Annotated in this window: 13 protein-coding genes and 2 pseudogenes; 9 read left to right on the top strand and 6 right to left on the bottom strand. The window is 68.4% G+C overall.

The features are described from left to right. Positions 1-48: 48 nt before the first annotated feature. Together ACFWU3_RS30800 and ACFWU3_RS30795 are read right to left on the bottom strand one after the other, a co-directional pair. Entirely contained in the window at positions 49-390 is a 342-nt protein-coding gene (locus ACFWU3_RS30800; protein ID WP_384444269.1) for an STAS domain-containing protein, read from the bottom strand. A 339-nt stretch (positions 391-729) separates the two neighbouring features. Next, positions 730-1,188 carry a winged helix-turn-helix transcriptional regulator gene (locus ACFWU3_RS30795; protein ID WP_384444267.1) on the bottom strand — a complete coding sequence of 153 codons (459 nt, stop codon included), beginning with the start codon at positions 1,186-1,188 and terminating at the stop codon, positions 730-732. Here ACFWU3_RS30795 and ACFWU3_RS30790 point away from each other — a divergent pair. Continuing rightward, positions 1,082-2,161 (top strand): annotated as a pseudogene (locus tag ACFWU3_RS30790) (SDR family NAD(P)-dependent oxidoreductase). The gene ACFWU3_RS30795 and the pseudogene ACFWU3_RS30790 overlap by 107 nt on opposite strands. Before the next feature lie 313 nt (positions 2,162-2,474). Then, positions 2,475-2,924: an HD domain-containing protein gene (locus tag ACFWU3_RS30785; RefSeq protein ID WP_384444265.1), complete on the top strand. Its 450-nt coding sequence runs from the start codon at positions 2,475-2,477 to the stop codon at positions 2,922-2,924. Between the two features lie 80 nt (positions 2,925-3,004). Here the strand turns inward: ACFWU3_RS30785 and ACFWU3_RS30780 are convergent, their stop codons facing one another. Further along, positions 3,005-3,208, bottom strand: a complete 204-nt coding sequence (locus ACFWU3_RS30780; protein ID WP_384444263.1) for a three-helix bundle dimerization domain-containing protein — start codon at positions 3,206-3,208, stop codon at positions 3,005-3,007. 338 nt (positions 3,209-3,546) lie between these two features. Between ACFWU3_RS30780 and ACFWU3_RS30775 the strand changes: the two genes are divergently transcribed. From ACFWU3_RS30775 to ACFWU3_RS30765, 3 genes are all read left to right on the top strand, one after another. Continuing rightward, positions 3,547-3,753 (top strand): YozE family protein, encoded by a 207-nt coding sequence (locus tag ACFWU3_RS30775; RefSeq protein WP_384444261.1) that lies wholly within the window; start codon positions 3,547-3,549, stop codon positions 3,751-3,753. A gap of 416 nt (positions 3,754-4,169) precedes the next feature. Then, entirely contained in the window at positions 4,170-5,033 is an 864-nt protein-coding gene (locus ACFWU3_RS30770) for an NAD(P)-dependent oxidoreductase (protein WP_384444259.1), read from the top strand. A 545-nt stretch (positions 5,034-5,578) separates the two neighbouring features. Further along, a protein-coding gene (locus tag ACFWU3_RS30765; protein ID WP_384444329.1) for an IS5 family transposase occupies positions 5,579-6,429 on the top strand; the annotation gives its coding sequence in 2 pieces (ribosomal slippage) (positions 5,579-5,920 and positions 5,923-6,429; 849 coding nt in all). A gap of 14 nt (positions 6,430-6,443) precedes the next feature. Here ACFWU3_RS30765 and ACFWU3_RS30760 read toward each other — a convergent pair. Both ACFWU3_RS30760 and ACFWU3_RS30755 read right to left on the bottom strand, forming a co-directional pair. Further along, positions 6,444-6,794 (bottom strand): hypothetical protein, encoded by a 351-nt coding sequence (locus tag ACFWU3_RS30760; protein ID WP_384444257.1) that lies wholly within the window; start codon positions 6,792-6,794, stop codon positions 6,444-6,446. A gap of 168 nt (positions 6,795-6,962) precedes the next feature. Then, entirely contained in the window at positions 6,963-7,448 is a 486-nt protein-coding gene (locus ACFWU3_RS30755) for a winged helix-turn-helix transcriptional regulator (RefSeq protein WP_384444255.1), read from the bottom strand. A gap of 68 nt (positions 7,449-7,516) precedes the next feature. Here ACFWU3_RS30755 and ACFWU3_RS30750 point away from each other — a divergent pair, with 68 nt between their 5' ends. From ACFWU3_RS30750 to ACFWU3_RS30735, 4 genes and pseudogenes are all read left to right on the top strand, one after another. Further along, a complete protein-coding gene (locus ACFWU3_RS30750) occupies positions 7,517-8,950 on the top strand; it encodes an MFS transporter (protein ID WP_384444253.1) in 1,434 nt (477 codons plus the stop codon). Between the two features lie 567 nt (positions 8,951-9,517). Next, positions 9,518-10,765, top strand: a complete 1,248-nt coding sequence (locus ACFWU3_RS30745) for an alcohol dehydrogenase catalytic domain-containing protein (protein WP_384444251.1) — start codon at positions 9,518-9,520, stop codon at positions 10,763-10,765. Between the two features lie 107 nt (positions 10,766-10,872). After that, a pseudogene (locus tag ACFWU3_RS30740) lies at positions 10,873-11,528 on the top strand (pyridine nucleotide-disulfide oxidoreductase); the annotation flags it as partial. Between the two features lie 22 nt (positions 11,529-11,550). Next, complete coding sequence (locus tag ACFWU3_RS30735; protein ID WP_384444249.1) at positions 11,551-13,122, top strand: FAD-dependent monooxygenase; 1,572 nt, start codon at positions 11,551-11,553, stop codon at positions 13,120-13,122. A 25-nt stretch (positions 13,123-13,147) separates the two neighbouring features. On the opposite strand, the gene ACFWU3_RS30730 is transcribed toward ACFWU3_RS30735, so the two are convergent. Next, positions 13,148-13,324, bottom strand: a complete 177-nt coding sequence (locus ACFWU3_RS30730; RefSeq protein ID WP_384444247.1) for a hypothetical protein — start codon at positions 13,322-13,324, stop codon at positions 13,148-13,150. Between the last annotated feature and the right edge of the window lie 538 nt (positions 13,325-13,862).

Raw genomic sequence — 13,862 nt, 5'->3', positions numbered from 1 at the left:
CACGACGCGGATTTCGCGCGCCGCGGGGGCACGTGGCCAGCTTCGCGCCTATGTGGCGCTGATGGTGGCCCTGTCGCCGAGGCCGACGTGCCGCAGGGTTCGTTCCACGGTGTGCCTCGGTCCGTGGATGGTGACGGCTGGGATGTCGGTCCGTGTGGTGGTGGCGCGCAGGAGTGCGTAGGCGCAGGCGAGGTCGAGGTAGGTGACGTCGTGCATGTCGATGCGCCATTCGCTGGCCGTGCTCAGAGGACGGGTGCTGAGGGCTGTTTCCAGTTCCGGCAGGGCGTCGATCCTGATCTCCCCGGCCAGGACCAGGTCGGCCCGCTGACCGGCCGCGTACACGGCGATGTCCCGGGCGGTCGAGGGGGTGGATGGGTGATGGGTTGCCACGGTGGCCTCCTCTCGCGCGTACGGCGCTTGCTGTCTTCCTGGTCACCCGCACGCGAGGGCCCGTGCTGGTCGGGCGAACTCGGCAGGGGCTGAGGGCCGGCGCCGCTGGCAAAACGGGCCCACACCCGCCGGGCCCGCCTCCCAGTGGCCCGGCAAGCCCGTGTCTCCAGCATGCGGCGCGGTGGGAGTGCTGGCATCCGGCGCCGGGTGTCCCACCTGCCGGCCGTTTGTCTGGTGTGCAGGCGTCTTTCCGCCTGCCGTTGGGCAAGCCGTCCAGGCCTGATCCGGGGCGGCGAGGGTTGTTGCGGCGGTGCGAATCGGCGCTGCTCGCCCCGGTCATCACTCTGGCATTGCAGGCGTCTGGTGGCGTGCGGTGCTGCTGTCGTATGTGTCCTGGTGGCGCCGGACTTCGGTGTGGTGCTCGGTGGACCAGTCGGCGAGCGGGTCGATGGCGGAGAGCAGTGAGGCGCCGAGTCTGGTGAGGGAGTATTCGACGCGGGGCGGAACTTCCGGGTAGGAGGTCCGGTCGACCAGGCCGCTGCGCTGCAGGCGCTTGAGGGTGAGGGTGAGCATGCGGCGGGAGATGGCGGGGATCGTCGTGTCGAGGTCCGAGTAGCGGGCGTCGCCGGCGGCCAGGGCGCCCACGACCAGCATGCTCCATTTGTCGCCGACCAGGTCGAGGATCTCGCGGATGAAGTCCGCGTCCCGCTCGTCCCAGCGGGAGCACGGGCCGGCGAGTCGCAGCACGTTCGCCCGCGCCGCGTCGGGGCGGGTTGCCCGGCCCTCGTTGTTGCTCACGGTTGACGCCTCTCCGGTGCTCCTCAGGAACATGAAGGTTCCTTTTGTAACCCCTGTTCCGCTCGTGCACAGTGAGCTGCCTACCAGGCGTCACGCACTGGTCGAAGCGGTTGTGCTGCGTGCACAGGTCGGCAACCACGGGCCAGGTCAGGCGTATTCCCGCCTCGTCGGGCTCTCACGAGCTGAGAGGATGTGCTCGGTCGTGGACGGGCTCAAGGACAAGGTTTTCATCGTTACCGGCGGCGGTTCGGGTATCGGGGCGGCCACCGTGCGGCGGCTGCTCGCCGAGGGCGCCCGGGTGGCCGCGGCCAGCAGCAATCCCGACAAGCTCGCACGGACCCGTGAGCAGGCCGCGGATGCGGCCGACCGGCTGCTCACGGTCCAGTTCGACCTCCGGGATGAGGCTTCCATAGCCTCTCTGGTGGCCCGGACCACCGAGCACTTCGGCCGGCTCGACGGCGTTGCCAACGTGGCTGCCGCCGTCAGCCCGGACCTGTCTGCCCGAGATCAGGGCGTCGACACGATGGATCCCGCGGTGTGGGCCGAGATGATGAGGATCAACGTGATTGGCACCGGGCTCGTGATCCGTGAGAGTCTCCCCGCGCTGGTCGCCGCGGGCGGCGGCTCGGTCATCAACGTGTCCTCCCTGGCGGCCTGGCAGCGGGAGGAGTGACTGACCGCGTACGCCTCGTCCAAGATTGCCCTGCACGCGCTCACCCGCCACACCGCGCACACGTGGGGCAAGAAGAACATCCGGGTCAACGCCGTCGCACCCGGCGTCGTCCTCACCGAGAATGTTCGCACCGGCACGCCCCCCGAGATCCGCGAGGCCCTGCTGGCCAAGACCGCACTCCCGCGGCTGGGGGAGCCCGAGGACCTCGCATCCATGATCGTCTTCCTGCTGTCCGAGGAAGGCAGCTGGATCACCGGCCAGATCCTGTCGGTGGACGGCGGCGTGACCATGCGCGAGTAACACGGCCCGCTACGGCAGAATCGATAGGCAGTTCGGCCGCGCTGGGCGTTGAGGAGATCGTGGGGGAAGTCGTGCGGATCGAACGCGGCGGGGCTCATGGTGCGGAGCCTGGATCGAGCGAGGGGCAACACCCGGGAAGAGGGTTGCACCCGCAGGCTCGCGCTCTGGCCGCACTGTTCGGGGGTGGCGGTCGCGTCGGTACACCGGTGACACGCCTCTCCACGACCAGCGGCTGAGCACTGCGTCACCGGCCACCGTTCCTTGCCCATTCCAGGCCCAGGCAGCTGAAGGCGGTAGGCGTAGGGTCGTGTGTATGCCTGAGCTAACGCTCGACCAGGTCGAGGCGATCGCCCGGGATGCTCACGCGAGCGACGTGGATGACACGGGACGGCCGTATATCGAGCACGTGCAGGCGGTCGTCGACGGTGTTCGGGCGCGGAATGGCTCCAAGGATCAGATGGCCGCTGCTTGGCTGCACGACACGATTGAGAACGACGTGCTCACACGCGAATGGCTCAACTCGGCCGAACTCCCTCACGACGTGAAAAGCCTGGTCGATGCCATGACCAGGCGGCCCGGCGAGAGTGATAAGTCCTATTCGCGCCGCATCCTCGCGACCACGGGTGCTCTCCTCATCAAGGACGCTGACCTGGCCCACAACGCTGACCCGGACCGGCTCGCGATGATCGACGAGCCCACCCGCACCCACCTCAGCGAGAAGTACACGACGCTGCGTCGGTTGCTCGGTCTCACCGGCGGATAGTGCTCAGGGCGCGGCTGGACCTGTGGGCGGCAAGACTGTTCGGGCGGGCGTCAGGCAGCGTGTCCCCGTGTCCACCGGGCTCAGGGACGGCTTTGCACCTGCTCGTCGGAGGGCAGCAGGTCCCTGGCCCTGCGTTCCATCAGCACCGGCAGGTAGGTGCGTACGCGTGCGTACCGGAGCTCTTCATACGCTGTTTGTACTGAACTCTGCACCAGTCTGGCGTCCAGCTTCGGGTGAGCCTTGATCAGCCGCTCGGTCACGTGGTCGATGGTCACGGCATCCACTGGTTCCGCCTTCATGCGCCTCAGCCCTCTTCCAGGGGTTCGCCTATGCTCAGTTTCGCGCCGGGGCTTGCAGTCGGGAAGTCGATCTTCCGCCGTTTTGAGTGGCGGCCGGCAGGACTGACCGGCTGGAATCCGGCCGCCGTTTCGATGAACAACGCTACCTTCGGCAGCGGCCGCGGGCCTGTCATCCCCGGGTCGGGCTGACACCTGGCTGTAACGGCGGCAGCCGATCTTCACCGCTGGCCCCCCCCGCGAGGCAATCACCGGACACCGACGCGCGGTTGCCCGGTAGCGTGAGCTGAGCTGGAGCCGGTGATCTCGAAGACGGGACGGATTGGGTGGGCGGGTTCACAGCGTGGCTGGCTCTTCACGTGACGGATCAGGACGCCGTCGGTGAGCTCGCCAGGAGGGCCGCAGCCGATCCGGACTGGCCCGAAGGCCCGGACCGGCTGGCGACGTTCACCGACCATCTGGAGAGCGGAGGTGCCACCCCAACCGCACTCCAGAGCCTCACGGACGCCTGGATCCGCTACGCCTCCCGCTGATGCTCAGCATCGACCCGCACGGGCTCGGACAGTGCGGGACCCCTGGGCCCCAGCCCGGGGCTCACCGGTCTCCGTCGGCGCAGCCGCTGCCGACAGCATGACCAAGCAGAGATCCCGAGGGGCCCGCATGCCTGACCCGGATCCATGTCCGAGGCGATCTGGACCGGACGGATCGCGCGGCCCGCCGGAAGAGGTCCTGTTGCCTCGGACGCGCCGATGTCATCGAGGCGGAAGCGGCGCAGCCCTGCTGCGACCAGGCGGGCGGTTGTCAGGGTGCCGTCGATCCTGCGATCGCCGGCACCCGGTAAGTGATCGATCATCGACGTGCTACCCGTGAGGGCGCTGCGCTCCTTTCGGGGGGAGAAAGTTGGCTTGCCGGTGGAACATGGATAGGGGAGATACGTAAGGGGTTCTCCATGGCTCACGCTTCCACCGTCGCGGTTCTCGGAGCAGGCGCACTGGGTGCCGCTATGGCAACGCGGCTCGGAGATACTGGCCACGAGGTAAGGCTGTGGAACCGTACGGCGGAGAGAGCCCGTGCGGTGGCGGACGACGCTGCCGGGGTCACAGCAGTGAGCGCGGTAGGCGATACGGTCTCCGGGGCGTCCGTCGTCATGACTGTGCTCCGTGACGGCGCTGCTGTCGCAGAGGTCATGTCAGACGCCATCGACCGGCTCGACGGAGATGCCGTCTGGGTGCAGGCGAGCACGGTGGGGCCGCGGAGCGCTGGCGCCCTTGCCGGTCTGGCGAGTGATCACGGTGTCGCCTACCTCGATGCGCCGGTTTCGGGAAGTACCGCGCCCGCTCTGCAGGGCAAACTCGTCTGGCTGGCTGCCGGCACCGAGGACACCCTCACGCGGGCGCGTCCCGTACTTGACGATCTTGGCTCGTCCGTGCTGCATGTCGGGACGGGGACCGAAGGCAGCGCCGTCAAGTTGGCGGTCAACGCCTGGATGGCTGCCTCGACGGTCGCGATGAGCGACGTCCTTGCAGTGTGCGACGCTCTCGGCGTCGACCACGCGACCTTTATCCGGGTGCTGGAGGCGGGCCCGCTCGCGATGCCCTACGAGGTGCAGAAGGTGGGATTGATGGACAGCGCCTCGTACGCACCTGGTTTCGCGGTGCAACTCGCCCTCAAGGACATCGACCTGGCCGCGGCAGTTGCCGCCCCGAGCCCGCTGCTCCAGGTCGTCCGGGACCGCTTGGAAGCAACTGTCGAAGCGGGATACGACAACGAAGACCTCGCTGCCGTCGACTACCTGCGGAAGCCGCCGGCGTAGTCCGCCTGCGGGTCCTCGCTCGCCGAGGCCCGTTGAGGAAGGCACCGCCTGCGCAAACTGCTGCAGCTCTGGGCCTGGCACTGCTCCTGCTCGTTGCCGCCGCTGTCCGGGCGGCAGTCGAGGAGTTCTGGCGCACGGGCAGGGTGACCGGCCGGAGGCCGAGCGGTGGGCGCCGGGCCACATGAACGGGCAGCGCCTCGACCGGGAGCCCGTGGCCGGCATCGTGGAGAACGCCGACCCTTTCGCGCAAGGGCTGTTCCTCGGCCCTGTCGCTGGTCGCCGTTGGCTGCCCCTTGCAGTCCGAGGTCGGCCGCGATGGCGGCGGTCTTCTCACTCACTGCTCAGCTTCGTTCTAGGACGGCGATGTGGAAGGCACCCCGCAGGCTCTCGGCGAGGTGGAAGCCGTCATCGACGTCCTGAAAGGGATACACGCCCTGCGCGTTGCCATCGGAGATCGGCAGGAGGACTGACTCATCCAACAGGCCGCGTCCGGCGCTGTGGCCTGGCCCCCTAGGGCGTTTCTTTCCGATCATCGGATCGTTGGTCTGTCCGTGCCGTTGACTGACGCGCAGTGGGCGCGGATAGAGCCGTTGTTGCCTGATCGGACGCCGAGGCGGGGCGGGCGGTGGCGAGATCACCGACAGGTGATCGATGCGATCGCCTGGAAGTTCCGGACCGGGTCTCAGTGGGTGCACCTGCCCGCCGAGTACGGCTCGTGGAAGGGCGTGTATACGCGCCTGAGGAACTGGGCGATCGATGGCACTTGGGAGCGTGTGTTCACCGTGCTGCTCGCCCAGGCCGATGCCGACGGCGACCTGAACTGGGTCGTCTCGGTTGGCTCCACGATCGTGCGGGTTCACCAGCACGCGGCCGGGGCTCGCAAAAGGGGGCTCCGGCCGGGGAGCCTGGCGACCATGGCATCCGCCGCTCCCGCGGCGGGCTGACCACGAAGATTCACCTCGCCGCCGACGGCAACTGTCGGCCGCTGGCCTTCGTGCTCACCGCCGGACAGGCCGGTGACGCACCAGCCTTCGTAGAGGTGATGGGCTGCCTGCGTGTCCCGCGCCGGCACGGAAGACCTCGCACCAGGCCGGATGTGGTCCTGGCCGATAAGGCGTACTCCTCACGCGCCATTCGTGACCACTTGAGCAAGCGCGGCATCCGGGCGGTGATTCCGGTTCCGGCGGACCAGCGGGGCCACCGCCTGCGTCAAGGCAGCCTCGGCGGTCGGCCACCCGCCTTCGACCGTGAGGCGTACAAGCAACGCAATACGGTGGAGCGGTGCATCAACCGGCTGAAGCAGTGGCGCGGCATCGCCACCCGTTACGAGAAGACCGCCACGGTCTACCGCGCCGGCCTCCTCATCGCGGGCATCTTCCTCTGGTCTGCCCGCTGAACCAAACAAGCAGATCAGGGCCGGAGGCATTCTCCCTGTGGATCGAAGCAGATGAGTCCGTGCTCGCGAGCCAGCGTAGCGGCGTACTCGGACACTTCTTCTGCCTTGCCATAGGACATGAGCAAGTACACGATCGGGCCCGATGCCTCCTCGATGACCGGCGGGGACACCCATACGACACTGCGCTCGACGTCGTCTGGATATCGCGCGACGAGCGCTTCTACATACGCCACCATGCGCGGCGCCGGAGGCACGACGACATCGTCCGACTCCAGGTAGCGCTCGTAGAGTTCGTCGTAGGTCAAGCCCGCTTGGCGGTCGTCGAGTGGCCGGTCGCCGTCCCACACCGCAAGGTCGTAACTCACGAGCACATCGTCGCAGGCAGCAGTCCCGCCAGCGCCAGCGGGCCCGGAGATCGAACCCCCGCCAAGTGATCCGTAAGAGAGCGCCTAGACCCTTCACGCCAGCTGATCGGCGCCCAGTGCTCTGGCGCGCTGATGTTCATCCGGCTTGGGGCTGCTGAGCGGCGAACTTCACATTTCTGGGCTCTCTAGCGACCCTGACTGATTCCAGCCGGGGGTCAGCTCGTCGCGGTGGACATCCTTGCCGTGGACCTGCTCGCCGCAGGTCTTGCAGACGGTGTGGGCGACCAGTTCGTGGTCACGGTGACGGATGCGGCTGGGCGGATCGGTGACGACCCAGCGGTCGCCCCAGCCGATGAGCTCACGAGTGATGGCCCCCAGATCGCGCCCCGCCGCGGTCAGGTAGTAACCGCTGTAGCGAGCGTCGTCCGGTAGCGGGCGCCGTTCGAGAATGCCGCTCTCCACCAGCGCCTTCAGGCGTGCCGCCAGGCGGTCCGTGGGTGCGCCGGTGTTCCTGGCGATCTGCCGGAACCGGTGGTTGCCGAGCATGACCTCGCGGATCGCAGGCAGCGCCCATCGGTCGCCGACGATCTGGAGGGCAGCCGAGAGCGAGCAGGGGCGTCCGGGCACGTCCTGGGGGTCGATGCGCGTGGTCACTGTTTCAGTATCACCCGGCAGGGTTTGATTTCCAAACCACTCTGTGTTTGCCTTGCGCCATGGCCACCATGCTTCGATTTTCAAAGCACCCTCGCACGTCCACCGCAGTCGTCCTCGTGGCCGTCTTCATGACCAACCTGGATCTCTTGATCGTCAACGTCGCGCTTCCCGCGATGGGACGGGACTTCTCCGGCGGCGGGGGCCCGGCCCTTGGTTCGCTGTCCTGGGTCCTGAACGCCTACGCGATCACCTTCGCCGCACTGCTGGTGGTGGCCGGGCGTGCCGGTGACCGCATAGGCCAGCGGCCGGTCTTCCTGACCGGGATCGCCGTGTTCACCCTCGCGTCGCTGGGCTGCGCCCTGGCCCCGAACCTGGGGACCCTCGTCGTGGCCCGTGTGGTGCAGGCCGTCGGGGCGTCCGCCCAGATTCCGACGTCCCTGGCCCTGCTCCTGGCGACGGTGCCGGCCGACCGCCGTACGCAGGCCACCCGGAGTTGGGCCGCGATCGGCGGACTCGCCGCGGCCGCCGGGCCCGTCGCCGGCGGGCTCCTGACCCAGTTGGACTGGAGGTGGGTCTTCGCGGTCAACCTGCCCATCGGCGTCGCCGCGCTCGTCGCCGGCCGGTCGGCCCTGCCTAAACCGGCCGCCCGGGAGGCCGGCCCGCTGCCCGACCTCCTCGGCGCCCTGCTGGTCATCGCCTCGGTCGCGATGCTCTCCGGAGCACTGGTGCAGGCGCCCGACTGGGGCTGGCGGAGCGGCAGCACCGTGCTGCTCCTGGGTGTTGCCGTGATCAGCGGGGCCGCGTTCGTCGTCAGGTCCCTGCGGCACCCCCGCCCGCTGTTCGAGCTGGACCTCTTGCGGCTGCCGCGCTTCGGAGCGGCGAACGCGGGCAGTTTCGTGTTCGGCGTCGCCTTCGCGATCATGCTCCTGTCGACCGTGCTGTGGTGTCAGGAGGTGTGGCACTGGAGCGCATTGCGCACCGGTCTCGCGCTGGCCCCCGGTCCCGCCCTCGTGCCGATCGTCACCGTCCTGACCGCCCGCACCGCCCAGCGCTTCGGCCACGGCCCACTGGTGGCCGCGGGCGGGTTGCTGTTCGCCGGCGGCATGGCCTGGCTCCCGTACTCCACCCTCGGCACGCCCAACTACGCCGGTTCCCTGCTGCCCAGTCAGTTGCTGACCGGTGCGGGTGTCGGTCTGGCCCTGGGAACTCTGGTGGCGGCTGGTGTGCAAGCCGTTCCGGGGCACCGTGCGGCGACCGGGTCGGCGCTGGTCAACTCCGTCCGCCAGATCTCGACCACGGTCGGCGTCGCTGTCCTGGTCGCGGTGATCGGCTCCCACGTCGGTGCCGCTTCACTTCACGACTTCCGGATCGTCTGGTGCACAGCGGCCGTGCTGGGCCTGGCGACGTCGGCGTTCGGCGTGCACCTCAGCCGTGGAAGCCCGTCGAGCAGGCCGGCGTCCGCAGCGCCGAATCACGATCTACGAAACCACGACAGCCGATAGCGCGATGGGCACAGTGAGTACGCCTCCAAGTCCCGGCGAGCGTCCAGTCACGGTGACAGGTCTCTGCGCCTGCACGGCGTCGCGGGTAGGCGCATCCTGGAGGGGTGGCGATATGTAAGGAGCAGGTGATGCCAGTCCTGCGATTCCACATGGACTCCTCGATGAGTCCGTCAGAGGTTATGGGTGTGCTGACCGACTTCAGTCCGGCGCGGGCAAAGACGTGGCCGACGATTGATTCGGAGCATTTCAAGGTCCACGAGCGAGGCGATACCGGGGCCAAGGTGACTGAGGGCACGGAAAGCAGCTGGGAGTGCGCCCGCTACGAGTGGGGCCCGGCTGGAGACACGGTCACGAAACTCGATTCGAAGGTCTTTGGTCCCGGGGCGGCTGGGTGTTCCACGTGGCTCCGGAGGACCAGGGCACCCGTGCTGACATCCAGCTCGAACGGGAGCACCCGACCACCTTCAAGGGCGAGATGCTTGGCGTGATCCTCCCCTTCGCAGGACCGGTTTTCAAGAAGTCCTTCAGGGAACCCCTCAAAAGCGCTCGGTAAGGCCTGCCGAGGCGATGCTGTCGAAGCCCGCTGCAGCGCTTTGCTGCAGCGGAGGATCTTGTCAGGGCCTGGAGCTCAGCCTCAGCGCCCATTGCGCCGACGCGACTACCGGCGTGCGCCTGACCAGGCACCCTTTGCTCCGCATCGCGCAGAACAGCCGACGTCTGGCTGAGGCGGGCGATGTCGATCAAAGCCTGGATTGGGCGTTGCTGTGCGGGCGTCCACCAATCTCCCCCAGCAGGAAAGGAGCGTCTGCCATGACAAACTATAAGGTCGTCGAGGTCGACCCGGAGGGCTCACTGCAGTCGGCGGAACGGGAACTGGTCGAGCCTCCTGCGGGACAAGTGCGCATCCGAGTCGAGGCGTGCGGGGTCTGTCACTCCGACAGCTTCACCGTGCAGCCGCACGATCCCGAAAAGACGCCTGCGATTCCAGGGCACGAAATCGTCGGGGTGGTCGACGCATCGGGGCCCGGCGTGGAGGGCTGGGCGACTGGGCAACGCGTCGGAGTCGGATTCCTCGGCGGTCACTGCGGTGTGTGCCAGTCCTGTCGGATGGGGAATTTCGTCGCGTGCACCAACCAGCCGCAGACGGGCATGGATGTGGACGGTGGCTACGCGGAAGTCGTCTTCGCCCGGCCGTCCGGTCTGGTCGCGGTCCCAGATGACCTGACGTCGGCTGAGGCAGCGCCGCTCCTATGCGCGGGCTTTACGACGTTCAACGCACTCCTGAAGGCGCACACCCAGCCCGACGACCTGGTGGCCATCCAGGGCATCGGCGGCCTCGGGCACCTGGGTATCCAGTACGCGGCCAAGATGGGCCTGCGGGTCGTCGCCGTCGCCCGCGGCACCGCCAAAGAGGAGCTGGCCCGCGAGCTCGGCGCACATCACTACATCGACTCGACCGCGACGGACCCCGGCGAGGCACTCAGCAAGCTCGGCGGTGCGCAGGCCGTCATCGCAACAGCTGCCGCCGGCGACATCTCCCCTCTGCTCAACGGCCTTGCCACCGGGGGGCGCCTCGTGGTCGTGGGAGCGTCCGATGAACCGGTAAAGGTTACCCCGGTGCAGCTCGTCTTCGGCGACGTCCGGATTATGGGCTCCCTCACTGGAAGCGCCAGCCAGAACGAGAACAACCTCCGATTCGCCACGGACCAACGAATCCGGGCGATGATCGAGACCCGGCCAATGAGCGAAGCGAGCGAGGCGTACGAGCGGATGTCCAGCGGCGGCGCCCGCTTCCGCATGGTGCTCACCATGTGACCGGGACGATGGCATACCCCCTATGGCTGGGCGCCGCGTCGGCGATCAGCTTGAGGACCGGGCGTGGCGGCGCGAACTTCCCGAGCTCCAGCGTGGCTTCGCGCTCCCTGCCCGCCGTCCCCGGCCGTGGGGTGTTCACCGGCACGCAGCTCCACACCGTCGACTACCGGCGCCCTACGGATTTCGGACAGCACGTGATCGTGGTCGGCGGGGCAACTCCGGCGCGCAGATCGCCGCCGACCTCGCCCCGGTCACCGAACTGACCTGGGTCACCCAGCGCGAACCGCGTTACCTCGCCGACGACGTCGACGGCCGGGCACTGTTCACGTTCGCCACTGTCCGTCGCCGCGCCCCCGACGAAGGACGCACCGACAGCGGCGGCGTCGCCTCCCTCGGCGACATCGTCGCCGTCCCACCCGTCAGGGCGATGCGCGACGCCGGACTCCTCACGGCCCACCCGATGTTCGAGAAGCTCACCACCGACGGCGTGCGCTGGAGCGACAGCACAACAGCCCGCGCAGAAACGGTGATCTGGTGCACCGGCTTCCGGCCCGCTCTCTCCCACCTCGCACCGCTGGGCCTGCGCGGCACACGCGGTCACATCTCCACTAACGGCACCCGCGCGGTCGACGAACCCCGGTTGCGCCTGCTCGGCTACGGCGACTGGACGGGGCCCGCATCAGCCACTCTCATCGGCGTCGGCCGCCCGGCCCGCGACGCCGCCGCCGCGATTGCGGAGCTGCTGGACGGCCGCACTCCCTGACGCGCAGAGGCACACTGCTGTCATGACTGCGAGTGAGCCGCTTGACGTCCTGGTCGTCGGCGCGGGGCCGACCGGGCTGGCGCTCGCGGCCCAGCTGCAGGCGTACGGCGTGCGTTTCCGGATCGTCGACCGGCACCTGGACCGGGCCCGAGAGTCACGTGCGCTGGCCATTCAGCCGAGAACGCTGGAGGCTCTCGCCCCGTACGGAGTGACGCAGACGCTGGTGGAGCGCGGGAACCCGGGCGTACAGGTGCACATGCATCTGTCTGGCCGTACCGTGCGGCTGCCGCTGTTCGATATCGGCGTCGCCGACACCCCGTTTCCTTTCCTGCTGTTCCTGTCCCAATCCGAGACGGAAAGGGTGCTCGGTGACCATCTTGCCGAGTCCGGCACGGCCGTCGAACGGGGCACCGAACTGCTGGAGCTGACCTCGGAAGCCGCCTACGTGACGTGCCGCCTGAGGCGCCGCGACGGCACCGAAGAGTCCCTGGCCGCGCGCTATGTGGTCGGCTGCGACGGGGCCCGCAGCACGGTGCGCGGTCAGGCCGGAATCGGCTTCGAGGGGCACGCCTACCCGCAGACCTTTGTCCTCGCGGACCTGGAGGTCGACGGTCTCGAGCCCGGGGCCGCCCACGCCTACATGACTGATATCGGGGTGGTGTTCTTCTTCCCGCTGGGCTCGCCGGCGAGCTGGCGGATGCTCGCGATCCGTTCGCCCGACGTGACAGACGACGAAGGACCGGTAAACCTGGCCCTGTTGCAGGCGCTCGTCGACCGCTACCTCAGCGACCCGCTGCATCTGCGGGATCCGGTGTGGATGACCGACTTCAAGATTCACAACCTCGGCGCTGAGCGCTACCGCGCGGGTCGCTTCTTCCTGGCAGGAGACGCTGCCCATATCCACAGCCCGGCTGGCGCTCAGGGCATGAACACCGGCATACAGGACGCCCTCAACCTCGGCTGGAAGCTCGCCCTCGTCAGCCAGGGCGCCGCACCGAAAGCCTTGCTGGACACCTATGAGCCTGAGCGTGCCCCGGTGGGACGGAACGTGCTGCGCTTCACCGACCGCGCCTTCAGGGTCGCGACCAGCCGCAACCCGCTGCTGCGGCTGGCCCGTACCCATGGCGCGCCCCGCATCGCGCCGCTGGCTGTGCGCCTTCCCGCACTGCGCTCCGTCGCCTTCCGCACCATCTCCCAACTGGCCATCCACTACCGCCATAGCCCCGCCGCGACTGACGGGCCCCGCCCGTCCAGACATCGCCCACGAGCGGGGGATCGACTCCCCGACACCCCAGGCAACCTCCACGCGCTGACCAAAGCACCCGGATATCACCTGCTCCTCGCCGGCCCTCGCGAGTTGTGGGAGACCGACCAGATCCCGGCCGCCACCCACGGCCGCGACCACCTCGTCCACCTCCACACGCTGGCTGCCGACCGCCTCTGGCGCGGCATCACGCACTGCCTGGTCCGACCGGACGGCTACATCGCCTACCGCGCCGGAGGTAGGGACCTGGCCGGGTGCACCGGGTACCTGGACCGCTGGCTGCCTCGTCCCGCAGACTCCTTGGTCCCGGGACGTTGCGTCCAGCAGTAGGCGTCCTTCTACCGGGTCCGGCGACTCACCCGGGTGAGGACGTGCCCGGCATCGCGACCCACGCCGCGCAGGTCTTGAAGGAGAAGCTGCGCTGGAACTCCATGCCGACGAAGCCGAGACTGGGCACGGCTGTGGCGATGCCGCCGCGGTGCAGGGGCCGTCCGTCGGCGTTCAGGGCTCCGCTGCCTTCTGCGTCTGTCACGGGATGGGGCGCGACGCGTGAGCGTCACAGGTACCGGGTGCGTGGCGATGTGTTCCCACGCTTGGGTTCTCGGCTTTCGTTCGGGCGTTAGAGGGGCAGGTCCGGTCCGGCTGGCTCGCGGTCGGCTTCTCGATCCCGGTCGCTTTCAGCCTTGTCCTGGTTGAGCGCCGGCGGGAGATGGCGAGCCTGTGCGGATGCTCGTGGTTGTGCAGGTGTGCATGTTCGGTGGGTGTTGGGTGTGCAGGTTTGCTGTGGCGGGGGGTGGTGGGGGTGGGTCATGGTCTGGCGGACAGAGTTGAGTTCGCGGTGGATGTCCTCGAGTCCGGGGCTGGCGCGCCCCTCGGCAGTCTTGTCTGCCTGTTCGCATGCCGGTTGGGGTTGGGGGCGGGAGGTGTTGATGTTCGGGTTGTCCGTTCGGGGTGTGGTGTGGTGAGTTCGGGTGTGGGGGTGCGGCGTGGGTTGGTGGGGTCGGTTCCGTTTACGCGGGTGTCGAATGCGTTGTTTCGGGATGGGCGGATCAGTTTCAAGGCGAAGGGCT

It is taken from the genome of Streptomyces sp. NPDC058685, from assembly GCF_042714725.1.
Lineage (GTDB): Bacteria > Actinomycetota > Actinomycetes > Streptomycetales > Streptomycetaceae > Streptomyces.
Note: the sequence above shows the minus strand (reverse complement) of the source record. Positions and strands in the feature narration are given on the sequence as shown.

Bases quoted from the DNA above. Each gene is read 5' to 3' on its own strand.
- ACFWU3_RS30785 (WP_384444265.1), top strand. From the start codon at position 2,475: ATGCCTGAGCTAACGCTCGACCAGGTCGAGGCGATCGCCCGGGATGCT.
- ACFWU3_RS30770 (WP_384444259.1), top strand. From the start codon at position 4,170: ATGGCTCACGCTTCCACCGTCGCGGTTCTCGGAGCAGGCGCACTGGGT.
- ACFWU3_RS30745 (WP_384444251.1), top strand. From the start codon at position 9,518: ATGCTGTCGAAGCCCGCTGCAGCGCTTTGCTGCAGCGGAGGATCTTGT.
- ACFWU3_RS30750 (WP_384444253.1), top strand. From the start codon at position 7,517: ATGCTTCGATTTTCAAAGCACCCTCGCACGTCCACCGCAGTCGTCCTC.
- ACFWU3_RS30735 (WP_384444249.1), top strand. From the start codon at position 11,551: ATGACTGCGAGTGAGCCGCTTGACGTCCTGGTCGTCGGCGCGGGGCCG.